This is a genomic window from Halosolutus amylolyticus, assembly GCF_023566055.1.
Taxonomy (GTDB): domain Archaea; phylum Halobacteriota; class Halobacteria; order Halobacteriales; family Natrialbaceae; genus Halosolutus; species Halosolutus amylolyticus.
In genome coordinates, this window is sequence record NZ_JALIQP010000002.1 from 47,075 (window position 1) to 70,933 (window position 23,859).

The 23,859-nt window shown below is 65.9% G+C and carries 30 protein-coding genes and 2 tRNA genes; 9 read left to right on the forward strand and 23 right to left on the reverse strand.

Annotation, left to right across the window (positions count from 1 at the left end; translation table 11 throughout):
* Positions 1 to 2: 2 nt before the first annotated feature.
* The 17 genes from MUN73_RS06580 to moaA form a co-directional block, all read right to left on the reverse strand.
* Complete coding sequence (locus MUN73_RS06580; RefSeq protein WP_250139664.1) at positions 3 to 518, reverse strand: DUF7285 family protein; 516 nt, start codon at positions 516 to 518, stop codon at positions 3 to 5.
* A complete protein-coding gene (locus tag MUN73_RS06585; RefSeq protein ID WP_250139665.1) occupies positions 496 to 1,407 on the reverse strand; it encodes a DUF7283 family protein in 912 nt (303 codons plus the stop codon). Before MUN73_RS06585 ends, MUN73_RS06580 begins: the two co-directional genes overlap by 23 nt.
* Positions 1,408 to 1,553: 146 nt before the next feature.
* Complete coding sequence (locus MUN73_RS22560) at positions 1,554 to 1,682, reverse strand: hypothetical protein (RefSeq protein ID WP_265339155.1); 129 nt, start codon at positions 1,680 to 1,682, stop codon at positions 1,554 to 1,556.
* Between the two features lie 156 nt (positions 1,683 to 1,838).
* Positions 1,839 to 2,618: a 30S ribosomal protein S2 gene (gene rpsB, locus MUN73_RS06590; protein ID WP_250139666.1), complete on the reverse strand. Its 780-nt coding sequence runs from the start codon at positions 2,616 to 2,618 to the stop codon at positions 1,839 to 1,841.
* Entirely contained in the window at positions 2,615 to 3,826 is a 1,212-nt protein-coding gene (gene eno / locus MUN73_RS06595; RefSeq protein ID WP_250139667.1) for a phosphopyruvate hydratase, read from the reverse strand. Before eno ends, rpsB begins: the two co-directional genes overlap by 4 nt.
* On the reverse strand, positions 3,823 to 4,008 hold the full coding sequence (locus MUN73_RS06600; protein WP_250139668.1) for a DNA-directed RNA polymerase subunit K: 186 nt from the start codon (positions 4,006 to 4,008) through the stop codon (positions 3,823 to 3,825). The genes eno and MUN73_RS06600 overlap by 4 nt, the downstream gene beginning before the upstream one ends.
* 2 nt (positions 4,009 to 4,010) lie before the next feature.
* A complete protein-coding gene (locus tag MUN73_RS06605; RefSeq protein WP_250139669.1) occupies positions 4,011 to 4,205 on the reverse strand; it encodes a DNA-directed RNA polymerase subunit N in 195 nt (64 codons plus the stop codon).
* 12 nt (positions 4,206 to 4,217) lie between these two features.
* The gene (locus MUN73_RS06610; RefSeq protein WP_250139670.1) at positions 4,218 to 4,616 is read right to left on the reverse strand and encodes a 30S ribosomal protein S9; all 399 of its coding nucleotides are present in this window, start codon (positions 4,614 to 4,616) and stop codon (positions 4,218 to 4,220) included.
* Positions 4,610 to 5,059, reverse strand: a complete 450-nt coding sequence (locus MUN73_RS06615) for a 50S ribosomal protein L13 (protein ID WP_250139671.1) — start codon at positions 5,057 to 5,059, stop codon at positions 4,610 to 4,612. The genes MUN73_RS06610 and MUN73_RS06615 overlap by 7 nt, the downstream gene beginning before the upstream one ends.
* Positions 5,056 to 5,409 (reverse strand): 50S ribosomal protein L18e, encoded by a 354-nt coding sequence (locus MUN73_RS06620; protein WP_250139672.1) that lies wholly within the window; start codon positions 5,407 to 5,409, stop codon positions 5,056 to 5,058. The genes MUN73_RS06615 and MUN73_RS06620 overlap by 4 nt, the downstream gene beginning before the upstream one ends.
* An 87-nt stretch (positions 5,410 to 5,496) precedes the next feature.
* Positions 5,497 to 5,581: transfer RNA gene (locus MUN73_RS06625), tRNA-Leu, on the reverse strand.
* Between the two features lie 130 nt (positions 5,582 to 5,711).
* The gene (locus tag MUN73_RS06630; protein ID WP_250139673.1) at positions 5,712 to 6,461 is read right to left on the reverse strand and encodes a DNA-directed RNA polymerase subunit D; all 750 of its coding nucleotides are present in this window, start codon (positions 6,459 to 6,461) and stop codon (positions 5,712 to 5,714) included.
* Between the two features lie 3 nt (positions 6,462 to 6,464).
* A complete protein-coding gene (locus MUN73_RS06635) occupies positions 6,465 to 6,854 on the reverse strand; it encodes a 30S ribosomal protein S11 (RefSeq protein WP_006182145.1) in 390 nt (129 codons plus the stop codon).
* Positions 6,855 to 6,857: 3 nt separating this feature from the next.
* Positions 6,858 to 7,379, reverse strand: coding sequence for a 30S ribosomal protein S4 (locus MUN73_RS06640; protein ID WP_250139674.1), 522 nt, complete (start codon positions 7,377 to 7,379; stop codon positions 6,858 to 6,860).
* Positions 7,379 to 7,897 (reverse strand): 30S ribosomal protein S13, encoded by a 519-nt coding sequence (locus tag MUN73_RS06645; RefSeq protein WP_250139675.1) that lies wholly within the window; start codon positions 7,895 to 7,897, stop codon positions 7,379 to 7,381. The genes MUN73_RS06640 and MUN73_RS06645 overlap by 1 nt, the downstream gene beginning before the upstream one ends.
* 144 nt (positions 7,898 to 8,041) lie before the next feature.
* Positions 8,042 to 8,124: transfer RNA gene (locus MUN73_RS06650), tRNA-Ser, on the reverse strand.
* 140 nt (positions 8,125 to 8,264) lie between these two features.
* The gene (gene moaA / locus MUN73_RS06655; protein WP_250139676.1) at positions 8,265 to 9,257 is read right to left on the reverse strand and encodes a GTP 3',8-cyclase MoaA; all 993 of its coding nucleotides are present in this window, start codon (positions 9,255 to 9,257) and stop codon (positions 8,265 to 8,267) included.
* 183 nt (positions 9,258 to 9,440) lie between these two features.
* On the opposite strand from moaA, the gene MUN73_RS06660 reads away from it, so the two are divergent.
* Both MUN73_RS06660 and MUN73_RS06665 read left to right on the forward strand, forming a co-directional pair.
* Positions 9,441 to 10,115: a helix-turn-helix domain-containing protein gene (locus MUN73_RS06660; RefSeq protein WP_250139677.1), complete on the forward strand. Its 675-nt coding sequence runs from the start codon at positions 9,441 to 9,443 to the stop codon at positions 10,113 to 10,115.
* A 47-nt stretch (positions 10,116 to 10,162) separates the two neighbouring features.
* The gene (locus tag MUN73_RS06665) at positions 10,163 to 10,375 is read left to right on the forward strand and encodes a hypothetical protein (protein ID WP_250139678.1); all 213 of its coding nucleotides are present in this window, start codon (positions 10,163 to 10,165) and stop codon (positions 10,373 to 10,375) included.
* 54 nt (positions 10,376 to 10,429) lie between these two features.
* On the opposite strand, the gene MUN73_RS06670 is transcribed toward MUN73_RS06665, so the two are convergent.
* From MUN73_RS06670 to MUN73_RS06680, 3 genes are all read right to left on the reverse strand, one after another.
* The gene (locus MUN73_RS06670) at positions 10,430 to 11,896 is read right to left on the reverse strand and encodes an RtcB family protein (RefSeq protein WP_250139679.1); all 1,467 of its coding nucleotides are present in this window, start codon (positions 11,894 to 11,896) and stop codon (positions 10,430 to 10,432) included.
* Positions 11,897 to 12,109: 213 nt separating this feature from the next.
* Positions 12,110 to 13,177 (reverse strand): DoxX family protein, encoded by a 1,068-nt coding sequence (locus MUN73_RS06675; RefSeq protein WP_250140809.1) that lies wholly within the window; start codon positions 13,175 to 13,177, stop codon positions 12,110 to 12,112.
* Between the two features lie 131 nt (positions 13,178 to 13,308).
* Positions 13,309 to 13,797: an archease gene (locus MUN73_RS06680; RefSeq protein WP_250139680.1), complete on the reverse strand. Its 489-nt coding sequence runs from the start codon at positions 13,795 to 13,797 to the stop codon at positions 13,309 to 13,311.
* 193 nt (positions 13,798 to 13,990) lie between these two features.
* On the opposite strand from MUN73_RS06680, the gene MUN73_RS06685 reads away from it, so the two are divergent.
* Positions 13,991 to 14,467 carry a GNAT family N-acetyltransferase gene (locus MUN73_RS06685; protein ID WP_250139681.1) on the forward strand — a complete coding sequence of 159 codons (477 nt, stop codon included), beginning with the start codon at positions 13,991 to 13,993 and terminating at the stop codon, positions 14,465 to 14,467.
* Positions 14,468 to 14,561: 94 nt separating this feature from the next.
* On the opposite strand, the gene MUN73_RS06690 is transcribed toward MUN73_RS06685, so the two are convergent.
* Positions 14,562 to 15,098, reverse strand: a complete 537-nt coding sequence (locus MUN73_RS06690; protein ID WP_250139682.1) for an ArsR/SmtB family transcription factor — start codon at positions 15,096 to 15,098, stop codon at positions 14,562 to 14,564.
* A 217-nt stretch (positions 15,099 to 15,315) separates the two neighbouring features.
* On the opposite strand from MUN73_RS06690, the gene MUN73_RS06695 reads away from it, so the two are divergent.
* The 6 genes from MUN73_RS06695 to bcp all read left to right on the forward strand — a co-directional run bounded on the left by MUN73_RS06695 (position 15,316) and on the right by bcp (position 21,152).
* Positions 15,316 to 15,531 carry a heavy-metal-associated domain-containing protein gene (locus MUN73_RS06695; protein ID WP_250139683.1) on the forward strand — a complete coding sequence of 72 codons (216 nt, stop codon included), beginning with the start codon at positions 15,316 to 15,318 and terminating at the stop codon, positions 15,529 to 15,531.
* Positions 15,532 to 15,537: 6 nt separating this feature from the next.
* Complete coding sequence (locus MUN73_RS06700) at positions 15,538 to 17,511, forward strand: heavy metal translocating P-type ATPase (protein WP_250139684.1); 1,974 nt, start codon at positions 15,538 to 15,540, stop codon at positions 17,509 to 17,511.
* A gap of 32 nt (positions 17,512 to 17,543) precedes the next feature.
* On the forward strand, positions 17,544 to 18,191 hold the full coding sequence (locus MUN73_RS06705) for a formylmethanofuran dehydrogenase subunit E family protein (protein WP_250139685.1): 648 nt from the start codon (positions 17,544 to 17,546) through the stop codon (positions 18,189 to 18,191).
* A gap of 237 nt (positions 18,192 to 18,428) precedes the next feature.
* Complete coding sequence (gene priS, locus MUN73_RS06710; RefSeq protein WP_250139686.1) at positions 18,429 to 19,604, forward strand: DNA primase small subunit PriS; 1,176 nt, start codon at positions 18,429 to 18,431, stop codon at positions 19,602 to 19,604.
* Entirely contained in the window at positions 19,601 to 20,566 is a 966-nt protein-coding gene (locus MUN73_RS06715) for a DNA replication complex subunit Gins51 (protein WP_250139687.1), read from the forward strand. The genes priS and MUN73_RS06715 overlap by 4 nt, the downstream gene beginning before the upstream one ends.
* A gap of 109 nt (positions 20,567 to 20,675) precedes the next feature.
* Positions 20,676 to 21,152 (forward strand): thioredoxin-dependent thiol peroxidase, encoded by a 477-nt coding sequence (gene bcp / locus MUN73_RS06720; protein ID WP_250139688.1) that lies wholly within the window; start codon positions 20,676 to 20,678, stop codon positions 21,150 to 21,152.
* Between the two features lie 108 nt (positions 21,153 to 21,260).
* Here the strand turns inward: bcp and MUN73_RS06725 are convergent, their stop codons facing one another.
* The gene (locus MUN73_RS06725; protein ID WP_250139689.1) at positions 21,261 to 23,525 is read right to left on the reverse strand and encodes a CDC48 family AAA ATPase; all 2,265 of its coding nucleotides are present in this window, start codon (positions 23,523 to 23,525) and stop codon (positions 21,261 to 21,263) included.
* Positions 23,522 to 23,770 (reverse strand): DUF7127 family protein, encoded by a 249-nt coding sequence (locus tag MUN73_RS06730; protein WP_250139690.1) that lies wholly within the window; start codon positions 23,768 to 23,770, stop codon positions 23,522 to 23,524. The genes MUN73_RS06725 and MUN73_RS06730 overlap by 4 nt, the downstream gene beginning before the upstream one ends.
* Between the last annotated feature and the right edge of the window lie 89 nt (positions 23,771 to 23,859).

A 23,859-nucleotide genomic window follows, 5' to 3' on the forward strand; every position in this document is an offset into this window, starting at 1 on the left:
GCTTACCAGACCTCCACGTGAAGCGTTCCGCCGCGCACGTCGGCTGGCTCGACCTCGATCGAGATCGGTCGGGTTGCGATCCCGGTATCGTCCGGTTCACCCGCCTCCCGCGGCGGGCCGAAGTCCGCCTCGCTCGACGTGATCTGTTGGTCACCGAGGCTGTCCCCGTCCGAGTCGAAATGCGCCGCGGCGAAGACGGTCGGTTCGCCGTCGTCGTACGCCCAGATCTCTATATAGACGTTCTTACCGTACGGTAACGACTCGCGGTCGATGGCATCGCGCATCTTCGCGTCCGTGTCGGACTCGTACTCGTAGGCGGGGAAGACGCCGCGATCCTCGTCTTCGATGTCCTTCCAGACGAGATCGATCGTCGTCTCCTCGACTCCCCGATCCGTTCCTCCGGGAAGGGCGTTACCCGCGTACACGGCGTATACGCCGACGCCGACGACGACCGCCATCACGGCGATCAGGGCTGCGATCGGTTCGGTCTGCGCTCTAGACGGTAACGATCGTGACATGGTACTCACCAGTAGAATCCCTGTATTCGACGAACGGTGCGTCGTCGTCGAGATCCGCACTGCGTTCGACTTCGTTGTCCCAGGTCAGCGTCGTCCCCACGTTCAGACCGGTTCCGCCCCACGATCCGTCCTCGTACTCCACCGAAAAGTCGAGCGGCGGATCACCCGCAAAGTTCGCCTTTGGCGAGGAAATATCCGAGATAACGATCGATCCACTGCCGGTCGAAAACGTTCGCGACTTCTCGTAGTGTAGGTCGGTCCCCGTCGTGTAGGAACCCTCCAGTTCGAGTTCGATGGATCTACCGTCGATCCCGTCGTACGAGAGCGTGACTTCCCTGATGTTTCCGAATCGTGACGTTTCCGTCACTTCGAGCTCTGCCGACTCGTGCTCGTTCTCGACCTCGTCTACGTTCGGATCGATACTGATCTGGCGAACGACGAGTTCGCCGCTCGCGACCATCGGTTCGCCGCTATTTTTCTGGTATTCGTCCTCGAGGTCCGAGAGAAACGTCTCGAAGGCGTGAGTGTCTCCGTCGTCCAACTCCGTCTCGTACTCGTCTTCGAACTCCGCGCCGTGAGTGATGTTTATCAGTCGATCGGTTTCGTTGACCGGGACCACGACTCCGTACGCCGTACTGGCGCGATCGGTGCCGTGCTCGTTCTCGAGTTCGATCGTCGGGCCGTCGATACGGATCGTATCAGCCTCGTACTTCCAGGTGGCGCTGGCCTCGGTGGAACTTCCCGACACCCGCTCGATCGTGTTCGCCGCCTGGGTCGCGTCCGGTGGCGGCCCCGTCGGTAGACTCAGTACGACGCCAGCCAGCGCGGCGCTGACGATGGATACCGCCAGAAAGACGTACCACGCATCGGCAGGTGCCTCCCAGTCCATGGCCCGATTGGCCTCCCCTTCGTATTTAAATTCAGACGTCGAACGTCAGTGAATAGCATCACTCGCTGGCGTGCCCGATCGTCCTCGCACCGACGTCGGGTGGCTATCGCTCGGTGACGACACGAGTCCATCTAGAGGCTCACCCGTCAGAACGCGACGATCGCAAGTAGTCGGTAGGCGATACCGATCGCGAACAGCGCGATCAGTGCCAGCGTCGAGAGGACGACCGCCGGCGGCAGCGTCTCCTGCTCGAACTCGAAGAGCCGATGGATCATATCGGCACTTTCGGCGGTCTTTACCTAATTCTGTCGCTCCGCGGGTTCGGCGCGGGCGGGACTGGGCAGTCAGGTACAGGCCGTCGATCGGCCTGCGACGGCCGCGTGGCTCGGGGGCGAGTCGACGGAAAAATCACGCTCCGGATTCGAATCCGCTCAGACCATGCTCTCGAAGTCCTCGAGCGAGTAGGACGGCTCCGCGCCGCGTCGGTCGAGGACTTCGTTGGCGAGCAGCCAGTAGACGACCGAGAGGGCCTTGCGACCCTTGTTGTTCGTCGGAACGACGAGGTCGACGTTGCTGGTCTGGTTGTTCGAGTCACACATCGCGATGACCGGGATGCCGACCGTGATGGCCTCCTTGACGGCCTGGGCGTCGCCGATCGGGTCGGTGACGACGAGGACGTCGGGTTCGATGTAGCCGTCGTACTTCGGGTTCGTGAGCGTGCCGGGGATGAAGCGGCCGGTGCGGGCGCGAGCGCCCACGGCTTCGGCGAACTTCTCCGCCGGGAACCGTCCGTACTGGCGGCTCGAGGTGACGAGGATCTGTTCGGGGTCGTAGTTCGCGAGGAAGTCCGCGGCCGTGCGGATGCGGCCGTCGGTCTTCGAGACGTCGAGCACGTAGAGACCGTCGGTCCGGACGCGGTGGATGAACCGCTCCATGTCCTCGGTCTTCTGCTGGGTGCCGATGTGGGCACCGGCGCCGAGGTAGTCCTCGACGGGGATCAGCAGGTCCGCCTCCTCGTCCGACATCACGTCGTCGTCGAGTGCGGGGCCCTCGTCTTCCGGTTCAGCGTCGGCCTCGTCGGCCTCGGCTGGCTGTTCGTCTACTGGCTCGACGTCCGCGTCGGCGGCGGGGCCAGCCCCTTCGGCTGGCTCCTCGTCGATCTCCTCCTCGGCGGCGTCGAGCCCTTCCTGGGATGGGTCGTTGTCTGTCATGTCGCGTCGTCTGCGATTCGTACGAGCTCGTTGAGCTTGGCGGTTCGCTCGCCGCCGACCGCGCCCGTCTTGATAAACGGCGCGTCGGTCGCGACGGCGAGGTGTGCGATCGTCGTATCCTCGGTCTCGCCCGAGCGGTGGGAGACGACCGAGTCGTAGCCGTTCTTCGTCGCGAGTTCGATCGCGTCGAAGGCGTCGGTCAGCGTCCCGATCTGGTTCGGCTTGATCAGGATGCTGTTGGCCGCGCCGAGATCGATCCCCTCGACGAGCCGATCGGTGTTGGTGACGAACAGGTCGTCACCGCAGATCAGGGTCCGATCGCCGACCCGATCGGTGAGGTCGGCGAAGGCGTCGTAATCGTTCTCGTCGAGCGGGTCCTCGACGTAGACGAGGTCGTACTCGTCGACGAGGTCGGCGATGTAGTCGATCTGTTCGTCCGTGTCGCGACTGGTGCCGGCCGACTCGTACTCGTAGGTTTCCGAGTCGGCGTCGTACATCTCGGCGGCCGCGACGTCGAGTCCGAAGCCGATCTCGAAGCCGACCTCGTCGGCGACCATCGAGACCGCCTCGTCGACGATCTCGAACGCCTCGCCGTCGTCGATCGACGGCGCCCACGCGCCTTCGTCACCCTTGCCGGCGGGTTCGTCGCGTTCCTCGAGCAGGTCGGCGACTGCGGCGTGGACGGCGGCGTTGGCGAAGACGGCGTCCTCGACGCTCGGTGCGCCGACGGGCGCGGCGAGGAACTCCTGGATGTCGGTCGCGTCGGCGGCGTGTTCGCCGCCGCCCACGACGTTCCCCAGCGGGATCGGGAAGTTCTCGCCGCGGAAGGTTCCGCCGAGGTGCTGGAACAGCGGCGCGCCGAGCACGTCGGCACCCGCTTTTGCGGCGGCCATCGAGATGGCGACCGCGCTGTTGGCGCCGATCTCGGAGAAGTCGTCGGTGCCGTCCGCGGCATGCAGGATGGCGTCGACTTCGCGCTGGTTTCCGGCGTAGGCCTCGCCGACGAGACGGGGGACGGCGTGTTCGCGGGCCGCGGCGATCGCCTCGGTCGGCGGCCGCTCGACGGCCTCGTACTCGCCCGTGCTAGCACCGCTCGGTGCCGCGGCACGGCCGAACCCGCCGCTCTCGGTCAGCACGTCGGCCTCGACGGTCGGGTTCCCCCGCGAGTCGAGGATGCGCCGGAGTCGGACGTCGGTGATGAGCGTCATTTTCGATCGTAGCCCCGCTTGACGGTAAAGGGCAACACGCCGGCGTCGTACTCTTCTGCGGCGATCAGGATCGGCTCCGTCTGGTCCGTCTCGATCAAGACGGGTGCCCCGTAGGACACCTGCAGCGCTCGCGCGCCGAGGATGCGTGCTTTCTCGTATCGGTTGTGTCGTTCCTGTTGCATGGTTACTGGTACGGAGCGACGACGTCGACGAGGTCGGTGTGGGAGACGAGCATGCGCCGACAGCAGTAGCGATCGACGCCGAGTTCGTCGAGGACCTTCTCGGGGTCCTCGTCGCCCTCGTTCGCTCGCTCGTCGAACTCCTCCCAGTGTTCGCCGACGACAGTGCCACAGGTGAAACACCGGACCGGTACCATCATGATTGGATCACCTTAGCGGTAGGACTTCTGGTAGCGTGCCCGAGCGCCCGGGCCGCCCCACTTCTTCGGTTCGGACTGGCGGACGTCGTTGACCAGGAGCGATCGATCGAACTCCATGAACGCGTCACGGAGTTCGGCGTCGTTCGTGTGCTGGACGATCCCGCGAGCGATGGCGGTGCGGACGGCGTCTGCCTGACCGCTAATGCCGCCACCTTCGACATGGACGTCGATGTCCATCTCGCTGCGCAGGTCCTCGCCGGCGATGCGGAACGGCTCGAGCATCTTGAGACGCGACATCTCAGGCTCGACCAGTTCGACCGGCTTGGAGTTGATTCGAACGCGACCCTCGCCCTCGTGGACGGTCGCGCGAGCGACGGCGGTCTTTTTCTTGCCACTCGTGTTGGTTACCATGTGACGTTAGCACCGAGTTGTTCGGAGACTTCGCCCAGGTGGACGAAGCGGATGTTCGACAGGCGATCCAGCGACGTATCGTCGAGGATCTCGGCCTCGTGCTCGTCGTCGTCTTCGTAGGGGTTGCCGACGTAGACGCGGACGTTGTCGAACGCCTCGCGGCCGCGTGGCTTCTTGTGGGGCAACATCCCGCGGACGGACCGCTTGAAGATGGTGTCCGGCCGACGCGGGTAGTTCGGCCCCCTGTCGGAGCCGAGCTGGAGCCGCGTGCGGTAGGTGTCGAAGACGTCTTCCTTGTCGCCGGTGATGACGGCGTCTTCGGCGTTGACGATCGCGACGCGGTCGCCGTCGAGGGCGCGCTGGGCGACCTCGCTGGCGACGCGGCCGAGGATACAGTCGCGGGCGTCGACGACGACGTCCGCGTCGAACTCTGCGATACTCATCGAATCACCCGTACGTTGGATCCGTCTGGGTTCTCTTCGAGCGCCTGCTCGAGCGGTACTGGGTCACCGACCTGATCGATCTTCGTCTCGGCCGAGGAACTGAAGTCGACGGCCGCGACGGTGACGTTCTTCTGTAGTGCGCCGGAGCCCAGCACTTTGCCGGGGACGACGACTGTCTCTTCTTCGCGTGCGTACCGCTCGATGCGGCCCAGGTTCACCTCTGCGTGGGTGCGCCGGGGCTTCTCGAGTCGATCCGCAACGTCTCGCCAGACGTCGGCGTCCGTCTCGCGGGACGTCGACTTCAGCTCGGCGATAAGATCGGTGAGCCTCGGATTGGTCTTGCTACTCATTGGTTTCCTCCAAATACTGCGAAACTGCGATCGTTCGGCGACGCGACGTCGCGTCGCTGAGCGAACTGATCTGTTGCAAGAAGTGGATGCAGGGAGCAGGATTTGAACCTGCGGACTCCTACGAGACAGCGCCCTGAACGCTGCGCCGTTGGCCAGACTTGGCTATCCCTGCTCGCACTTCCGTCTACCCACTGCCCCTTCAAACCCCTTTCGATTCGGCGTGCCGACGCGTCGCCAGTCTCGTCGCTCGCGGCGCTGGCGAGTGGGGCGTCGGTCGCGTGGGATCGGGGGCGTGGACTCATCTATAGCTGTACTGCGTCTTCGAGGTCACTCGCGCGCGCCTCGATCGTGTCGGCGGCTCGCGTGACCAGTTCCTCGACGTCGAAGGAGCCGTCCGTCTCCACGTGGAAGACGAAGGCGTTCGGCACGTCTTCGACCCGGAGCTCCTTGCCCGGATAGCGGTTCGAGAGGTCGTGATCGAACTCGCTCGTCGGCACGAGTTCGCCGTCGTCTTCGACGACGCCACGGACGATCTGGGGCTCCTCGTCCTCGAACTCGGGCAGGTCGCCGACGACCTCCACGCGCTGGAGGTGCCGGTAGCCGACCGCGACGCCGCCCTGGTGTTTGGCGTGGTCCTTGCCACGATCGAGCACGGCGTCCGCCTCGGCCTCGAGCCGCTGGTCATCCTTGAGGTCGATGATCGGGATGTTCTCGTCAGCGGGCCGAACGAGGTCGTCGCTCGAGACGAGATCGCCCGAATAGGCGGTGGCCGGCCCTTCGACGTCGATCGAGAGCGTGACCGTGTCGTCCTCGCCGAACTCGCCGACCGGCGGGGTCGTCAGCGGGACGAGTCCCAGCCGCAGGGCGAGTTGCTCGTCGAACATGACCGACGAGTTCTCGACGAACCGGACGGTGTCGATCGCCATCGTGGGCACGTCGGCGACCATCGCGCGACGGATGCCGTTGGCGAACGCGGGCGTCACGCCCCGGACGAGGAATCGGGCTTCGCGATCCTCGCGTTCGACGAACTCGACGTCGTACTCTTCTGTCATGGTCTAGTAGCCGCCCTTGCCTTTCGGAGCGCGCGATCCGTCGTGCGGGATCGGCGTGACGTCTTCGATGCGACCGATCTCGATGCCCGATCGGGCGAGTGCGCGGATCGTCGCCTGCGCACCCGGTCCGGGGGACTTCTGGAGGTTCCCGCCGGGGCCGCGAACGCGGACGTGGAGGCCGGTGATCCCGGCCGCCTTGACTTCCTCGGCGACGGACTCGGCCATCTGCATGGCCGCGTACGGCGACGCCTCGTCGCGGTTCTGCTTGACCGCCGTCCCGCCGGAGGACTTGGCGATCGTCTCCGCACCCGTGAGGTCGGTCACGGTCATGACGGTGTTGTTGAACGATGCGTGCACGTGGGCGATGCCCCACTTTTCGTCGTCCTGGCTCATGGTTTACTGACCCTCCGCGCGTTCGGGGTGAAGTTCGTCCGCGAGCGGACTGTTCTCGTCGAACGCCACGAGGTCCTCCTCGTCGACGTCGACGACGTACGAGGGAATCCGGTGGCGCTGGTCACCGACCACGACGTGGCCGTGGGTGATGAACTGGCGCGCCTGCTGGGTGGTGTTGGCGAGCCCCTTGCGGTAGACGACCGTCTGGAGCCGGCGCTCGAGGACGTCCTCGATCTCCAGCGAGAGGACGTCGCCGAGTTCGTCACCCTCGTCGAGGACGCCGACGCGCTTGAGCCGTCCGAGGAACTCCTCAGAGCGGCGGACGACGGTTTCGTCGCCCTGGGCCTGGCCGAGCAGGTCCCGGGCCTCGCGCCGGTAGGAGCGAAGCTCGGACTGTGCCCGCCAGAGTTCTTCCTTGTTCTTCAGGCCGTAGCGATCGAGCAGGGAGTGTTCGGTCGCGATGCGTTCTCCCTGGTAGGGGTGGTTCGGCGTCTCGTACTGCTTGGTGTCAGTGCCCAGTGGCATTATTCACCCTCACCCTCTTCGGCGGCTTCTTCGGCCTGTTCTTCGCGGATCTCTTCGACGTTGACTCCGATGGTGCCCTCCGTACGACCGGTGGACTTGGTTCGCTGGCCGCGGACCTTCTGGCCGCGCTTGTGGCGAACGCCCCGGTAGGAGTCGATCATCTTCATCCGGTTGATGTCGTGCTGTCGGGTCAACTGGAGGTCGTTACCGATCTCGTGGGTCGTCTCGCCGCTGTAGAAGTCGGACTGGCGGTTGTTGAGCCAGTCGGGGACTTCGTCGGCGTAGTTCTCTACGAGTTCGACGACCTCGTCGATGACGTCGTCGTCGAGTCGACCGAACGTCGCCGTCCGATCGACGCCCGCTTCCTCGGCGATGATCCGGGCGGTCCGACGACCGATTCCGTTCATCTCCGAGAGCGAGCGCTCGACGGATTTCGTCCCGTCGAGGTCGGTTTGACCGATGCGGACGAAGTACTGAAGGTCTTCGTCCTCTTGCTCTTGAGGTGCTTCCTCGCTCATGTGTGATGGATGTATGTCTGGTCTGCGCGCGTTGCAAGCGACTGGCGAAATCGCCAGTCCGTACCGCCGGCCGACCCGGTTCACGCACCGATCGTAGCCGATCGGTCGTTCACTGGGGGCCGTCCGACAGTCTGGTGTATCCGACGTCGTGGCGGGGATTCGAACCCCGGAGGCTTGACGCCACATGGTTAGCAACCATGCGCCTTGGGCCGCTTGGCTACCACGACACCGTGGTGCTATCATCGCCCTCCCGGACTCGGGGACTGCATCCCCTACACGTATCGCACCTGAACGTACCGCCGACGGGTACTTAAGCGCAACGAAAGGTGGCGACGACGGGGACGGATAGCATTCCGTGATCGACGCTTCAATCGGCCAGCGTCTCGACCTCGAGGTACTTCTCGTTCAGTTCCCACTCGCCGTCGTCGTTCCGGATCATGTACTCGCCGTAGTAGGGGACCCGGTTCGCGACCACCTCGCGGAACGCTGCCCGGATCTCGGGTCTGGTCATCTCGCCCATCGGTTGGAGGTCGTCGTTGCGGTTGAGACAGCCCTTCAGGTATCCCTCGTGGGTGACCCGGACGCGGTGGCAGTTCGCGCAGAACGTGGGGTTCTCGACGGGGTCGACGATCTCGACCATTCCCCCCTCGTCGTTCGCGGTCCCGCCGACCCAGTAGCGCCTGCGATCGTGCATCTCGCGGTGTTCGATCTCGACGGCCTGCTCGGCCAGCCAGTCGTGGACTCGCCCGATGTCGATGTTCCACTCGGGCTTGCCCGTTAGCTCTGGCATGTACTCGATCAGCTGGAGCTGGAGGCCGTCGTTTTCGGCGACGTGGTCGACCATCTCCGGCACGTAGCCCGCGGTGTGCTCGAAGACGACCATGTTGAGTTTGACCGGATCGAGTCCGGCCTCGAGCGCCGCTTCGACCCCCTCGAGGACCGTCTCGTATGCGCCGCTTTTGGTGATTTCGGCGAAGTCTTGCGGGTCGAGCGCGTCCTGGGAGACGTTGACCCGCTCGAGACCGGCGTCGACCAGCGCCTCGGCGCGGCCGGGGAGAAAGGTACCGTTCGTCGTCAGCGAGACTTCCATCGAATCGGGCGTGCGCTCGATGATCTCCTCCAGGTCCTGCCGGAGCATCGGTTCGCCGCCGGTGAACTTCACCGCGTCGACACCGAACTCGGCGGCGACTTCCAGAAAGCGAACGACGTCGTCCGTCGACATCTCGTCGTCCTGGGGATCCATCGGTCCCCTGGTGTCGCCGAGCCCCTCGTTGTGGCAGTAGACGCAGTCGAAGTTACACCGATCGGTGAGCGAGACCCGCACCCCAGTAACCTCGCGCCCGAACTCGTCGGTGAGCATGTCACCCAGTTGCAGACGGAACTGCTTAAGTGCGCCGGGCATCCGGCCCCGATGTAACCAAATTCAGTTTCGCCCGGATCGGACCGCCGATCGATCGGTCGTCCGATCGGCAGATCCGCGACAGTGGTGAACGACGGTCGAACGCATCCATCACTCTTGACGCTGGCCGTCGTGGAGAGTGCCATGAGCACGATCGCCGAACTCGCGGTCCCCGCCGAGGAGTTCGCGCTACGGCGGACGCTCGAGGCGACGGACGCGCTCACCGTCGAGATCGAACGGGTCGTCGCGCACGATCCCGACTCCGTCATGCCGTGCGTCTGGTTCGGCGGGGACGAGTCGACGCTCGCGACGGTCGACGACGCGCTCGCGGACGATCCGACGGTGGACGAGGCCGAACTGCTCACGGGGTCCGGCGGCGAACGCCTGTACCGGATGCACTGGGTCGACGACGTCACCGTCATGTTGCACATGTTGACCGAAGAACGGGCCACAGTCCTCGACGCGACCGTCGAAGACACGCAGTGGCGGTTTCGCGTCCTCTTCCCCGAACGTGACGCACTCTCCCGGACCTACGGGTTCGCGACCGATCGGGGGTTGACGATCGAGGTGCGGAAGATCCACCGGCTCGAGGAGGCCCACGGGACCCGCCACGGACTCACCGACGCCCAGTACGAGGCGCTGGCCACGGCCCTCGATCGCGGCTACTACGAGATCCCGCGGGCGATGGACATGGAGACGCTCTCGGACGAACTCGGGGTGTCCCACCAGGCGCTCTCCGAACGGCTCCGGAGGGGCCACCGGACGCTCGTCGCGGAGGTAGTCGACAGTGCCGATCGCGCCGGGAACGGCCCACGGTAGTCGCGACAGGCGGAACACCTACCCGGATCAGGCCCGAACCGGGCCGTATGGACGACGATATGCTCGCCGATCAGCGCCGACTCGTCGAACTCATCGAGGCGGAAGGCTGGGACGTGACGGACCTCGAACTCTCGGCGTACGACAGCCCCTGGGCCGACGAGGACGACCCGGAGGCGACCGTGACGATCACGGCACGGCGGCCCTACGAGTCCGATAGCGACGACGAGGACGACGAGGACAATCCGTTCCGGCTGAAGTGAGAGCGGCCGATCGACGGGCCGATCGTCGGGATCAGTCCGTGACGGTACAGCGGATCAGCCCTTGATGTTACAGACGGGGAACGTCCGCGCGACCTTGTCGCCGATGCCGAGTTCGTCGGAGACCCGGACGACCTCGTCGACGTCCTTGTAGACGCCGGGGGCCTCTTCGGCGACGGTCGCCCCGGACTGGGCCTTCACGTAGATCTGATCCTGATCCCGGAGTTGCTGTTGCACATCGCCGCCCCAGTACTCGTTTTTCGCCTGCGTGCGACTCATCAGTCGCCCCGCGCCGTGTGCGGTCGAGCCGAAGGTGAGGTCCATGGAGTTCTCGCCGCCCCGGAGGACGTAGCTTCCCGTCCCCATGCTGCCGGGGATGATCACGGGCTGGCCCACGTCGCGGTACGCGTTCGGCACCTCGGGGTGGCCCGCGGGGAACGCCCGCGTGGCCCCCTTCCGGTGGACGTAGAGTTCGCGTTCCTCCCCGTCTACCGTATGCGTTTCTTTCTTCGCGATGTTGTGGGCCACGTCGTACAGGAGCTGCATGTCCATCGACTCCCAGGACCGATCGAACACCCGTTCGAACACCTGCCGCGTCCGGTGCATGATCAGCTGGCGGTTGACCCACGCGAAGTTGATCGCGGCGTTCATCGCGCCGTAGTAGTCCTCGGCGAGCTGGGATCCGGCCGGTGCCGCGGCCAGTTCCTTGTCGGGGAGCCGGTCCAGCAGCCCCTGGTGTTGCTGTTCGATCTTTCGCAGGTAGTCGTTACAGGTCTGGTGGCCGAGTCCGCGCGAGCCGCAGTGGATGAGGACGACGATCTGGTCCTCCTCGAGGCCGAACGCCGCGCCCACCTCGTCGTCGAAGACGTCGGTGACGCGCTGGACCTCGAGGAAGTGGTTCCCCGAGCCGAGCGAGCCGATCTGGTTCTTGCCCCGATCCTTGGCCTTCTGGCTCACCTTCGAGGGATCGGCACCCTCGCGCATCCCCTCGTCCTCGCAGTGGAGCAGGTCGTCTTCGACGGCGTGGCCGTTCTCGAGCGCCCAGTCGACTCCCCTGGCGAGGATTTCGTCGACGGTGTCGACCCCGGATTCGACGACGCCGCCGCCGCCGAGTCCCGACGGGATGTTCGCGAACAGCGAGTCGACGAGTTCCTCCTCCCGGCCCTTCAGGTCGTCGTACGTGAGGTTCGTCCGCATCATCCGGACGCCGCAATTGATGTCGTACCCGACCGCTCCGGGCGAAATACAGCCGTTCTCGGCGTCCAGTGCACCTACTCCGCCGACCGGGAAGCCGTATCCCTGATGGCCGTCGGGCATACAGATCGCGTGGTTCGTGATGCCGGGCAGATGGGTCGTGTTCTTGATCTGCTCCAGCGTCTTGTCCTCCTTGATCTCCTCTAAGAGCGCCTCGCTCGCCAGAACCCGGGCCGGCGTTCGCATGTCTCCTTCTCGCGGGATCTCCCAGACGTACTCGCGTACCTGTTCGAGCGTGATGCCGTCCGCGTCGAACGTGGTCTCGGTCATACGTGACCATCCGTCGCCGACGATGAAAGGTGTTCGTCTCTCCGGTCGATGCTGCGACCCGAAATCGCGGCGATCGCAGGACGTGATCGCCGGATACCACAGGTCGAAATCTCCAGGCCACTGCGGGAGACGGCCGAGTGCCGCTGTAGTAGCCACCGAAACGATTCACACACTGATCGCAAAGCCGTCCTTCGATCAGGTGTGCAGTGACTTTCAGTGGCTACTACAATCCTCGTCGGCAGTGGCGCTGGTCCGATCGCCCGCTGGCACGTCCGTCGGCGTTCGTCCGTCGCGTGCCAGGCGTCTGTCGACGGCGTACGGACCGCTCCCGGTGATAAGTAACACCGAGGCCATCCCGAAGAGGCCCACGTGAGCGAGGACTGGATCGTCGGGAAGCGCGAACAGCGTCAGCGAGAACATCCCGATCGCGACCGTGGCGCTCGCGCGGGTGAAGAACCCGACGACGAGCGCGAGCCCCAGCGCCACTTCCGCCAGTCCCGCGCCGAGTACCCACAGTTCCGCACTCGCCGGCACGACCGCGGTCAGGTCGTACCGATCGACGACCGAGAGGGCGATCCCGGGCCGCATGAGCTTCTGGCCCAGACCCAGGTAAACGAACGTCGCCCCGAGCCCGAACCGGACGACTACCGGCAGGAGGGCGGTGTACTCCCCGATCCACTCCTGAAACGTACGCGCGCGATCGTAGATCGGGTCGACGCGAGCGTACATTGCACCCGGGGTGCCGGCGATCCGCTGGAGAACGTGGTCGGCACTCGGTCGCCCACCCCCGATCAGTGCGATCGCGGCGAGCCCGCCGACGAACTCGAACTGTAACAGGAGCGTCGGTCGGATCGCGACCCCGACGAGGTAGGCGACGAGTGCAAGGAGTGCGACGAGACGCGTGGCGAGGCCGAACAACAGCCCAAAACCGAGCCCGACCTGCAGCAATCGCAGATTCACCTCGATTTCGGGACTGATAAAGTACCCGCCGAAGCCGGCCCCGATCAGCGGGATCCCAAGAGAGATCCGCAGGAGCCAGGGTACGTACGGCTCGTACTCGCCCATCGCCGATCGGAAGGCGGCGACGTCTCGCCCGAACGGGCGAACGGCGAGATACGTCGCGACGACCGCGAGGACGACCACCCCGCCCAGGATCAGGGGTCCGACGACGAGGGGATCGGTGAGCGCGTCCGCGAGGAACTCCGCCGCGTCGACTTCCCGTTCGTCGTCGACGACGTACTCCTCGTGGGCACTGACCGTCCCGACGCCGAGACCGAGCAGGGCCGTCCCGAGAACGAGACGCCACCGGACCCGATCGATCGTGGGGATCACTGGCACAGATACGCCCCCTAGCGTGAAAACGCACTGGGCTACATACGTCGCGTACGGGCTTCGGTCCGGCCGCCGACGGATCAAACGTCGAACACGACGTACGCCTCCCACCCGTCGTCGACCCGCTCGAGGCACATCTCGGAGTAGGTCACCGCCTTCACCTCGCGTGCGTCGATCGCGGATAGCGGAACGCCGCGGGCGCTGGCCTCGAGCGACCACGCCTCGGCGTCGAAGTCGCTGGCGTCCGACCGCTCCGCTGACCCGGAACGGGTGTCCGCCTCCGATCCCGCCCCGTCGGCCGGCCCGGCGATCGATTCGACCCGATTGTCGACCGGGAGTTCGCCCCGGACGTCCCGGAGGTAGACCAGTTCGTCGAGGTAGTCGAACAGCAGTGCCTCGCGGCTCTCGGCGGAAACCGACAGCGTGAATCGATCGCCGGTCTCGGCCGGGACGTCGTCACACATCGCGGCGGCGAGTCCGTCCGCGACCGCCGCGAAGACGGCCGCGGGCGTCTCTCCGGTCGCCGCAACTCCGACGTCGGCCGTGTGATCGCGCAGTTCGAACCCCATCGTGAGGGGTGTTCACCGGCTGGCGTCGTATGCCCGTCGGTTCGCCGCTGTTCCGGCCGGTGATCGCTCGACGGTTCCGGAGATCGTCGACGGCCCCGAGAGCGGCCCGAACCCGCGAACCTCGTCTCCGTCTGACGTTCCCGAGCCGGTGCTGCCGGTGGAATTATATTGGGGACGCTGGTAGGGTGTGGTAGTGAGCGTCAACATCGACAGCCGCGTCGTCACGCCGGGGAGTGACGACTTCGTCGACGAAGCCTGGAAGCTGAAAGAGCGGATCAATCGGCGGGAGGGAGTACTCAAGCAGCGGTACGATTTCTTCACCGACGCGTATCGTCGATCGACGGTCCACTGTTACGTCCAGGACGGCGACCTCGTCGGGTTCGCCGCCGTTCGACGCGACGGCTACATCCTGTTCCTGGCGGTCTCGCCGGACTGCCGCGGCGAGGGGATCGGGAAGCGACTCGTCGCTCGCGTCGCCGAGGATCACGACACGATCACGTGCCACGCCCGGACGAGCAACGAGAACGCCCTCCAGTTCTACGAACACCTCGGGTTCGAGATCAAACGCCGCATCGACGGCTACTACGAGGACGGCGGCGACGCCTACTACCTGAAACTCGGCTCCGACGTCGGCATCGCCGATCGGATTTCGGACCTGATGCGTCGCTAAGCGCGGTTCTGCGTGTCGACTGTACCCACATAGCTTCGGCTCTGGTTCGCGCGTCGGACGACGCTCTAGTTCCTGTCGTCACGTCGGACGACGCCTACTCCTCGTCGTCGCGTCGGACGACGCCCGCCACGAAGGCCCGCCGAAACACCGTCGACAGCAGGTAGGTCCGGTACTTCTGGTTGCGACAGTGCTCGCAGGGAGCCATCTCGCCGACGATCCGATCGATCGTCTCCCCGTGCTCGGACTCGAGCGTCCCCACGAGGTCCGCGACCTCGGGCGCGATCGCGTCGGCCATCCCCGCGACGTCGGCCCGCGCGTCTTCGGGGAGCGCGTACGAGAGGACGATCGTGTTCGCGCGGTAGTACTTCGTCGTGGCGCCGTTGCGTTCCTCGAGTCGGGCGACCTCGACGAGGCCCGCGTCGCGGAGTTCGTTGACGTGGTGGCGCACCGTGTTGCGCGTCCGATCGTACCCTCGCTCCGCGAGTTCCGCGTCGATGTCGGCCACGGAGTGTTCTGCCTCCGCGAGCATGTCGAGGATCATCGCCCGGACGGGTTCGTCGACGGCGCTCGAGACGTTCGTGTCCCTGACCGCGATGTCTTCGACCGTGACGTCCGACGTGAATTCGGCCATTGAATGGCGAGGGTAGGCGGCCGATCCGTAAAAGTCGTTCAGCCGAACGACGCCGGTCGGTCGAAGGATCGCCCCCTCACAATCGGGGGATCGCAGTCCGTACCGACGCACCCCCTAGACGAGTCGTTTCACCGGTGGAAACGCCTGTGATGGTATTCGAACAGGTCATTTGAGTGATATATTTATGTGGTGGTTTCGTAGGGGTACTCGAAGGGAAATGACGCAGATCACCGAATACCGTGTGACCGACTTCGACTGCCCGACCTGTGCGAGCAACGTCGAACGATCGCTCTCGAAGACCGACGGCGTCGATCGCGTCGAGGTTCACTACACGACGGGCCGCGTCGAGATCGAGTACGACGAGGCCGCCGTCGACCCCGAGACGTTCGAACGAACGATCGCGAACCAGGGGTACAGCCCACAGCCCAGGTGATCGGACGTGAACCTCGAGCGATACGTCCGAAAACACCGGCAACCGATCGTCGTCGCCGCCAGCGGCCTGCTCTTCGCGGTGGGCTGGAGCCTCGGCTACGTCCACGACGTCGAACGGGCGAGCGCCGCGCTGATGATCCTCGCGGCGGTCGTCGGCGGCTACGACGTCGCGAAGAAGGCGTACTACACCCTCCGGAGCGGCACCGTCGGGATCAACACCCTCGTCACGCTGGCCGCGATCGGGGCGATCGCCATCGGCGAGTACTGGGAAGCGGCAGCCGTCGTCTTCCTGTTCTCGCTGGGCAACTATCTCGAGGCGCGGACGATGGGCAAGACCCGCAACGCCCTCCAGGAATTGCTCGAGATGACGCCGGAGACGGCGATCGTTCGGCGCGAGGGTGAGGACGTGGAAGTGCCCGCAATGGAAGTCGAAACGGGCGAAACCGTCATCGTCAAACCCGGCGCGAGGGTCCCCGTCGACGGCGAGGTCACCGAGGGTGAAAGCAGCGAGGGATCGGAGATCCCTCGAGCGAACGGGGAACCCGTGAGCGCGATCGACCAGTCCCCCGTCACGGGCGAGAGTGCCCCCGTCCCCAAGTCGGCGGGCGACGAGGTTTACGCCGGGACGATCAACCAGGAGGGCGCACTCGAGGTCGTCGCGACCGGCACGGGCACCGATACGACGCTCGAACGGATCATCCGCCGCGTCGAGGAGGCCCAGGAGGCGAAAGCGCCGACGGAGACGATCATCGAGCGCTTCGCGAGGTACTACACGCCCGCGATCGTCGTGCTGGCGGCCGGGACGTACGCGGTCTCCGGGAACGCGATCGTCGCGCTGACTCTGCTGGTCATCGGCTGTCCCGGCGCGCTGGTCATCGGCCCGCCGGTCAGCATCGTGAGCGCGATCGGCAACGCGGCGCGATCGGGCGTCCTGATGAAAGGCGGCGAGCACCTCGAGACCGCGGGCAAGATCGACCTCGTCGCGTTCGACAAGACGGGAACCCTGACGAAAGGCGAGACGACCGTCGCATCCGTCGAGGGGTTCGGCGTCGACGCCGACGCGGTGCTTCGCGACGCGGCGATCGCCGAGAAGAAGAGCGAACACCACCTCGCGGACGCGATCCTTGCGGCCGTCCGGGGCGACGACGACGGCTCCAGCGCGGCCCACCTGACCGACGGCGGAGCGATCACCGAACGGCCGGGAGACGACGCGAGCGTCGCGTCGCCGACGATCCCCGATCCCGACGCGTTCGAGGTCGTCCCCGGGAAAGGCGTCGTCGCGAGCCACGACGATCGTCGGATCGTCGTCGGCAACCGCGCGCTCCTCGCCGAACGCGGGATCGAAGTCCCGGCCCCGATAGCGGACCACGTTCGCGAGCGCGAGGCGGCCGGCGAGACGGCGGTCCACGTCGTCCGTGACGGCCAGGTCGTGGGCGTCGTCTCGCTTCGGGACGAACTCCGTCCCGCGGCGGCGGACGTCGTCGCGGACCTGCAGGACGCCGGCGTCCGCACGGTGATGCTTACCGGAGACAACGAGCGTACCGCCCGCGCAGTGGCCGAAACGATCGGGATCGACGACTACCGGGCGGCACTGTTGCCCGAGGAGAAACAGGACGCCGTCCGATCGTTCCAGGAGGAGGGCCACGTCGTGGCGATGGTCGGCGACGGCATCAACGACGCACCCTCGCTGGCCACCGCCGACGTCGGGATCGCGATGGGCGCTGCCGGAACCGACACGGCGATCCAGACGGCCGACATGGCCCTGATGGCCGACGACCTGGAGCGCATTCCCTACGCCGTCTCGCTCAGCAAGGCGACCCGCTGGAACGTCGCGGAGAACGTCGCGATGGCCGTGGCGACGGTCGTCCTGTTGCTGGCCGGTGTCTTCGCCGGCTACGTCCACATGGCGAGCGGTATGCTCGTCCACATCGGGAGCGTGCTGCTGGTCATCCTGAACGGCATGCGACTGTTGCGGTACTGACGACTGATCGATCCGATCCACATTACACGACAATGACCGACACTACCACCGACCCCGACCGCACGAGCACGAACTGGAAAGTCGACTACGAGGACGTCGAACCGATCCGACTCCGTGACCCCGCCGCCGAGGCGCTGGCCGTCGTCGATCCGGACGACCCGATCGTCGTTACGTACGAGGACGTCGTGAAGGCGGCGGGCCACTCCTGTCCCACGGCGGCAGGTGCCTACCGCATCGCGCAGGCCGGCCTCGACGCGCTGTACCCCGGCGACGAACTCCCGGTCCGCGGCAACGTCGCGGTGCTCGCCGGCGGGCCGCGGGACGATCCGGCCTACGGCGTCACGTCTCGACTCGTCTCGTACGTCACGGGGGCCGCGGGCGAGGACGGCTTCGCCGGACTGGCCGGTGGCCACGGCGGCCGCAAGGACCTGCTCCGGTTCGGCGCGATCGGCGTCGACGGAATCGCCTTCGAGTTCACGCGCACCGACACCGACGAGACGGTCCGCATCACGTACGACACGTCGAAGATCCCGGACGCCGGCCCGGCCACGCGGCACTTGCCGGCGCTGATCGAGGGCGACGCGACCGACGCGGAACGCGAGGAATTCACGGCGGCGTGGCACGATCGGGTCGACGCAATCTTGCGGGGCGATCGATACGTGACCGTCGATCCGCAGTAATACTACCGGATAACAGTCAGTGAATACTCGATCGCGTCTCGACGGCTGTCGTCAGCGACGACAGCGTCTCGAGTGCGATCGATGTATGAACCGTTTTGTCCGGCAGTATAAGCCGACGCCGTCTCGGAGACGGCGTCGGCTACCGATTCCGACATCAGCGGACGGTGGTCCCCTGTACTGTCCGAGACGAACAGTCCAATACAATTATACCGGACCCACCCCGAGTAGGCGAAGCGCATGGAGGAGCGAACGAGGGCCTATCTTCGGGGGCGATTTCGCGATCACTACCGGCGGACGGAGCTATCGCCGCCGCCCGCGGCCAACGAACGCGAGTGGGGCTTCATCCCCTGGACCGACGGACCGGGGACGACCATGGTTCGGCACCGATCGTTACTCGAACTGGGGGACCTCTCGGAGTTTCTCGTCCGCAAGCGCCCGCGACACGTCTACTTCTCCGCGGGGCGCTTCCGCGATCCGGGAGCCAGTTCGATGAGCGAGAAGGACTGGCAGTCCGCGGACCTGGTCTTCGACCTGGACGCCGACCACCTCCCCAACGTGACCCTCGGCGAGGACTCCTATGCGGAGATGCTCGCGACGTGCAAGGACGCCCTCCTCCGATTGCTGGACTTCCTCGAGAACGACTTCGGCTTCGACGATCTGGAAATCGTCTTCTCCGGCGGCCGGGGCTATCACGTCCACGTCCGCGACGAGTCCGTCCTGCACTTAGAACGGGAACACCGCCGCGAGATCGTCGACTACGTCCGCGGCATCGGGCTGGACTTCGAGGAACTGATCGAGACCGAGACCGTCGCGGGGCTAGGTCGCGAGACGCCGACAGAACGACGCACGCTACGGATCGACGGCGGCTGGGGCAACCGGATCCACACCCACTTCATGGCCTTCGTCGACGACCTCCTCGAGATGGAGGAGAAAGCCGCGCTCGATCGCCTCCAGCAGTTCGACGGCATCGGCGAGGGGAAAGCGCAGGCGACGCTGAACGCCGCCCGGAACAACCACGAGGGGCTCGAGGCGGGCAACGTCACCGTCCACACCGCGGTCGCGCAACTGGCCGAGCGGTTCGCGTCGACGGCCGTCGAACGGGACAACGCGCCGATCGACGAACCCGTCACCACCGACACGAACCGGCTCATCCGGCTTCCCGGGAGCCTCCACGGCGGCAGCGGCCTCGAGACGGTCCGGCTCGATCGGGACGAGGTCGCCGACTTCGAACCGCTGGTCGACGCCGTCCCCGGGACGTTCCGCGGGCACGAGATCACGGTCGACGTCACCGACGGCGGCGAGGTCGAACTCGGGGGGAATAGTTTTACAGTCTCGGAGGGTGATCAGTCACTACCGGAGTACGTCGCCGTGTTTCTCATGGCGCGTGGCAGGGCTGAAAAGGAGAAAGAATGAATCTAGACGAGTTGCGTTCGGTCCAGAGCAAGGAGCGCCAGAAGGACAGCCTCCAGAATTTGCGCCCCTCGTTCTACCAGGAGGTCGGCGACTACATCGCTGATCTCGAGGCCGAACGCGATCGCGTCGCCGAACAGGCCGACGATCCGTTCTCCTCGCCCGAGGTGGGTCGGCTCACCGACGAGATCGAGACCGCCCGCGACGTCGTCGAGGCCATCTACGAGCGCCGCATGGGAAAACTCGTCAAACAGGCCAGCCTCTCTGCGGCCGGCATGCCGGCCGACGACGAGGGGCTGACGGCCGAAGAGCAGGACCTCTTTTCGGACCTCGTCGATCGGATCCAGTCGAACAAGGGTCGCGTCCTCGAGACGCTCGAGGGCGGTCCCGACGAGGCGGCGAGCGATGCCACACCGGCGACCACGGACGACGATCCCGTATCACCCGATGCACCGCCGACTCGGGACGACCCGGGGCAGGCCGATGCACCCCCGGCACCGCCCGAGGAACCCGTCCCCGAACAGGTCCCACCCGAAGACGGGCCCGCGACCGGGACCACGGCCGACGGTAGTGGCGTCACCCCCGCGGACGTGATGGGTGGCGACCCGGCGTCGACCGACCTGCCGGCCCGAGAAGGTGACGGAGACGAGACGCCGTCACCGCCGGACAGCCCCGATCCCGAACCGGCCGAGACGGACGTCCCCGGGGGCCCGTCCGATCGGGATCGATCGGAACCCGCCACCGACGCGACACCCGCCGGGAACGATCGGTCCGCGGCAACCGGGGCCGGCGGGGACGATCGATCGGACGTCGATCGACTCACCGTGCGGATCACGCAGGACGTCGGCTCGATTCTCGGCGTCGACGACCGCGAGTACACCCTCTCGCGTGACGACGTGGTCACCCTGCCGGAACAGAACGCGACGCCGCTCGTCGAACAGGAAGCGGCCGAACCGCTCGAATAACCGGGTCCGATACGGACGCGCCGTTCGATCACGGACTAACGCGTGTAGGATCGCAGGGTGTGTATTTTACGATCATAAAATATACAACTGTACTCGCTAACGTGTGGCTATGCTCGACGTAGGCGACGACGCACCGGAGTTCGAACTGCCCAACCAGCACGGCGAGACCGTCCGCCGCTCCGACTTCGAGGGGCAGCGACTCGTCGTGTACTTCTATCCACGCGCGAACACGGAGGGCTGTACCACCGAAGCCCGATCGTTCGACGACGCGAAACCGGCGTTCGACGATCGGGACGTCGCTATCGTCGGGATCAGCGACGATCCCGTCGACGACCTCGCCGACTTCGCGGGCGAGTACGATCTCGAGTTCGACCTCCTCTCGGACGAGTTCGGCGAGGTCGCCACGCTGTACGAGTCCTACGGCGAGAAACACATGTTCGGGAACACCTTCGACGGCGTCTTCCGGAACACCTACCTCGTCGGTCCCGACGGGACGATCGAGGCGGTTTACGAGGGCGTCACGCCCGAGGGTCACGCGAAAGAGGTGCTCGCCGATCTCGACGGCGCCGAAGTCGCCGCCGACTGAGACGGGTCGGTCGGTCGGGACTGATCCGCCTGTCGTTCGCGTCGTTCGTCACGAACGCGCCGTTCGAAATTCGATCGCGGACGCGATCGGCCGCCGCTCGTCGCGACCTTACTGGAAGGTGCGCCCGAGCTGGTCCTCTTCCTGGGCCGGTTCGGCCTGCTGGAACTCCTCTTCGATCTCCTCGTAGCGCTCGCGGGTCTCGGGGGTCACGCTCGGGTTGATCTCCTCTAAGGCGTGCTCGAAGTGTTCCTTGCTGATGCGGACGTTGCCGATCGTGTCGTCCATCTCCTCGGGGTCGACCGAGTTGATGAACTCGCGGCTCGCGGCCATCGACGCCTCGCGAGTGACGGCCTCGATGTCCGCGCCGACGTAGCCCTCGGTCTCGCTCGCCAGCCAGTCGAGGTCGACCGCGTCGGCCAGCGGCTTGTCGCGGGTGTGGACCTCGAAGATCTTCTTGCGGCCGTCCTCGTCCGGCACGGGGACGTGGACGTGACGGTCCAGCCGGCCGGGCCGGAGCAGGGCCGAGTCGATCAGGTCCGGCCGGTTGGTCGTCGCGATCACGACGACGTCCTCGAGTTCCTCGAGCCCGTCGAGTTCGGTCAGCAGCTGTGAGACGACGCGCTCGCCGACGCCGGAGTCACCCTGGCGCTGGCCGCGTTCGCCCGCGATCGAGTCGATCTCGTCGAAGAAGATCACGGTCGGGGCGTTCGAGCGCGCCTTCTCGAAGACCTCGCGGACCCCCTTCTCGGACTCGCCGACGTACTTGTTCAGCAGTTCGGGGCCCTTGATCGAGATGAAGTTCGACTCGGCCTCGTTGGCGACCGCCTTGGCGAGTAGCGTCTTCCCGGTGCCGGGCGGCCCGTACATGAGGACGCCCTTGGCGGCCTCCATGTCCAGGGTCTCGAACACCTGCGGGTAGTCCAGCGGCCACTGGATCGTCTCGCGCAGGCGCTCTTTGGTATCACCGAGTCCACCGACGTCGTTCCAGGTGACGTCGGGGACTTCGACGAAGACCTCGCGCATCGCGGAGGGCTGGATTCCCTTGAGCGCCTCCTTGAAGTCCCCCTCGGACACCTGCAGGGACTCGAGTACGTCCGCGTCGATCTCCTCGGACTCGAGGTCGAGTTCCGGCCGAATGCGCCGGAGCGCGTTCATCGCGCTCTCGCGGGCCAGCGACTCGAGGTCGGCCCCGACGAAGCCGTGCGTGTTGGCGGCGTAGTGATCGAGATCGATCGACTCGGTGAGGGGCATCCCGCGGGTGTGGACCTGCAGGATCTCCTTGCGGCCGTCCTTGTCCGGAACGCCGATCTCGATCTCGCGATCGAATCGACCGCCACGGCGCAGTGCGGGGTCGATGTCGTCGATCCGGTTCGTCGCGGCGATGACGGTGACGCGACCGCGCTCCTCGAGGCCGTCCATCAGCGAGAGTAGCTGGGCGACCACGCGCCGCTCGACGTCGCCGCCGGCCTCCTCGCGCTTGGCCGCGATCGAGTCGAGTTCGTCGATGAAGATGATCGCGGGGGCGTTCTCCTCGGCCTCCTCGAACACCTCGCGGAGCTGCTCCTCGCTCTCGCCGTAGTACTTCGACATGATCTCCGGGCCGGAGATCGTCTCGAAGTGGGCGTCGATCTCGTTCGCCACGGCTTTCGCCATCAGCGTCTTCCCGGTCCCCGGCGGGCCGTGCAGGAGGACGCCCTTCGGCGGTTCGATGCCGAGCTGCTGGAACAGCTCGGGGTGGCGCATCGGCAGTTCGATCATCTCGCGGACCTGGTCGAGTTCGTCGTCCAGGCCGCCGATGTCCTCGTAGGTGACGTTCGGGACGCCCTCGGCGGCGGGTCCGCCGCCGGCACTGACCTGCTCGGCCGGCGTCTCGGAGATTTCGATGTTCGTCGAGTCCGTGATGACGACCGTGCCCGAGGGCGAGGTGCTCGCGATCTTCAGCGGCACCGACTGCCCGGAACTCGCCATCGGACCGAACGAGAGCGAGAACGGGACCGTCTGTCCTTCGGTGACGGCCTGTCCGCTCAGCTTGTCGCGAACGAGCGGGCCGATGTCACCGCGGATGCGAAGGTTCTGCGGGAGCGCCACGGTGACCGACTTCGCGGGACTGACGTCCGCGGGCTCGACCGTCACGCGGTCGTCGATCCCAACGTCGGCCTCCTGCCGGAGACGGCCGTCGATCCTGACGATCCCGCGGCCCTCGTCTTCGGGGTAGCCGGGCCAGACGCGAGCGACGGCCTGGCCGTCACCGTTGCCCTCGAGGACGATGTAGTCTCCGTTCTCGAGATCGAGTTCGCGCATCGAGACCCGATCGATCGCGGCCAGTCCGCGCCCTGCGTCTTTCTGTTTCAGTGGTTTGACAGTAAGTTTCATCGGTGGCCCTCCATTTCGACAGTGAGCACGCCGTTTTGCATAAACGTGTGCGCGTCGTCCGCGTCGACCGGCAGTTCGAACTCGTACTGGTCGTCGTCGACCACGACGATAACGGTATCGTCGACGAGGTCGACGGACGCGTCGGTCCGGGCCGCACCGAAGTCGACGGCCACGACCGTCTCGTCGTCGTACTCGTACTGCCGGGCGACCTGCCCGTCTTCGCGAGTGAATTGTTCGAGTGTCATCTTCAACTAACCCCAGGTAAGCATCCATAGTATAAAAACCTTTCACCGGTTACCCCGGCGACGGCGTCCGAATACGAGAAAGATCGCTG

Excerpts from the sequence above, each read along its gene's own strand:
- MUN73_RS06665 (WP_250139678.1), top strand. The coding sequence starts at position 10,163 with ATGGACGACGATATGCTCGCCGATCAGCGCCGACTCGTCGAACTCATC.
- MUN73_RS06715 (WP_250139687.1), top strand. The coding sequence starts at position 19,601 with ATGAATCTAGACGAGTTGCGTTCGGTCCAGAGCAAGGAGCGCCAGAAG.
- MUN73_RS22560 (WP_265339155.1), bottom strand. The coding sequence starts at position 1,682 with ATGATCCATCGGCTCTTCGAGTTCGAGCAGGAGACGCTGCCGCCGGCG.
- MUN73_RS06580 (WP_250139664.1), bottom strand. The coding sequence starts at position 518 with ATGTCACGATCGTTACCGTCTAGAGCGCAGACCGAACCGATCGCAGCC.
- MUN73_RS06695 (WP_250139683.1), top strand. The coding sequence starts at position 15,316 with ATGACGCAGATCACCGAATACCGTGTGACCGACTTCGACTGCCCGACC.
- MUN73_RS06620 (WP_250139672.1), bottom strand. The coding sequence starts at position 5,409 with ATGAGTAGCAAGACCAATCCGAGGCTCACCGATCTTATCGCCGAGCTG.
- MUN73_RS06730 (WP_250139690.1), bottom strand. The coding sequence starts at position 23,770 with ATGACACTCGAACAATTCACTCGCGAAGACGGGCAGGTCGCCCGGCAG.
- MUN73_RS06585 (WP_250139665.1), bottom strand. The coding sequence starts at position 1,407 with ATGGACTGGGAGGCACCTGCCGATGCGTGGTACGTCTTTCTGGCGGTA.
- MUN73_RS06635 (WP_006182145.1), bottom strand. The coding sequence starts at position 6,854 with ATGAGCCAGGACGACGAAAAGTGGGGCATCGCCCACGTGCACGCATCG.
- priS (WP_250139686.1), top strand. The coding sequence starts at position 18,429 with ATGGAGGAGCGAACGAGGGCCTATCTTCGGGGGCGATTTCGCGATCAC.
- rpsB (WP_250139666.1), bottom strand. The coding sequence starts at position 2,618 with ATGACAGACAACGACCCATCCCAGGAAGGGCTCGACGCCGCCGAGGAG.
- MUN73_RS06690 (WP_250139682.1), bottom strand. The coding sequence starts at position 15,098 with ATGGCCGAATTCACGTCGGACGTCACGGTCGAAGACATCGCGGTCAGG.
- MUN73_RS06640 (WP_250139674.1), bottom strand. The coding sequence starts at position 7,379 with ATGCCACTGGGCACTGACACCAAGCAGTACGAGACGCCGAACCACCCC.
- MUN73_RS06630 (WP_250139673.1), bottom strand. The coding sequence starts at position 6,461 with ATGACAGAAGAGTACGACGTCGAGTTCGTCGAACGCGAGGATCGCGAA.
- moaA (WP_250139676.1), bottom strand. The coding sequence starts at position 9,257 with ATGCTCACCGACGAGTTCGGGCGCGAGGTTACTGGGGTGCGGGTCTCG.
- MUN73_RS06680 (WP_250139680.1), bottom strand. The coding sequence starts at position 13,797 with ATGGGGTTCGAACTGCGCGATCACACGGCCGACGTCGGAGTTGCGGCG.
- MUN73_RS06605 (WP_250139669.1), bottom strand. The coding sequence starts at position 4,205 with ATGATGGTACCGGTCCGGTGTTTCACCTGTGGCACTGTCGTCGGCGAA.
- bcp (WP_250139688.1), top strand. The coding sequence starts at position 20,676 with ATGCTCGACGTAGGCGACGACGCACCGGAGTTCGAACTGCCCAACCAG.
- eno (WP_250139667.1), bottom strand. The coding sequence starts at position 3,826 with ATGACGCTCATCACCGACGTCCGACTCCGGCGCATCCTCGACTCGCGG.
- MUN73_RS06660 (WP_250139677.1), top strand. The coding sequence starts at position 9,441 with ATGAGCACGATCGCCGAACTCGCGGTCCCCGCCGAGGAGTTCGCGCTA.
- MUN73_RS06725 (WP_250139689.1), bottom strand. The coding sequence starts at position 23,525 with ATGAAACTTACTGTCAAACCACTGAAACAGAAAGACGCAGGGCGCGGA.
- MUN73_RS06705 (WP_250139685.1), top strand. The coding sequence starts at position 17,544 with ATGACCGACACTACCACCGACCCCGACCGCACGAGCACGAACTGGAAA.
- MUN73_RS06645 (WP_250139675.1), bottom strand. The coding sequence starts at position 7,897 with ATGAGCGAGGAAGCACCTCAAGAGCAAGAGGACGAAGACCTTCAGTAC.
- MUN73_RS06615 (WP_250139671.1), bottom strand. The coding sequence starts at position 5,059 with ATGAGTATCGCAGAGTTCGACGCGGACGTCGTCGTCGACGCCCGCGAC.
- MUN73_RS06600 (WP_250139668.1), bottom strand. The coding sequence starts at position 4,008 with ATGCAACAGGAACGACACAACCGATACGAGAAAGCACGCATCCTCGGC.
- MUN73_RS06610 (WP_250139670.1), bottom strand. The coding sequence starts at position 4,616 with ATGGTAACCAACACGAGTGGCAAGAAAAAGACCGCCGTCGCTCGCGCG.
- MUN73_RS06670 (WP_250139679.1), bottom strand. The coding sequence starts at position 11,896 with ATGACCGAGACCACGTTCGACGCGGACGGCATCACGCTCGAACAGGTA.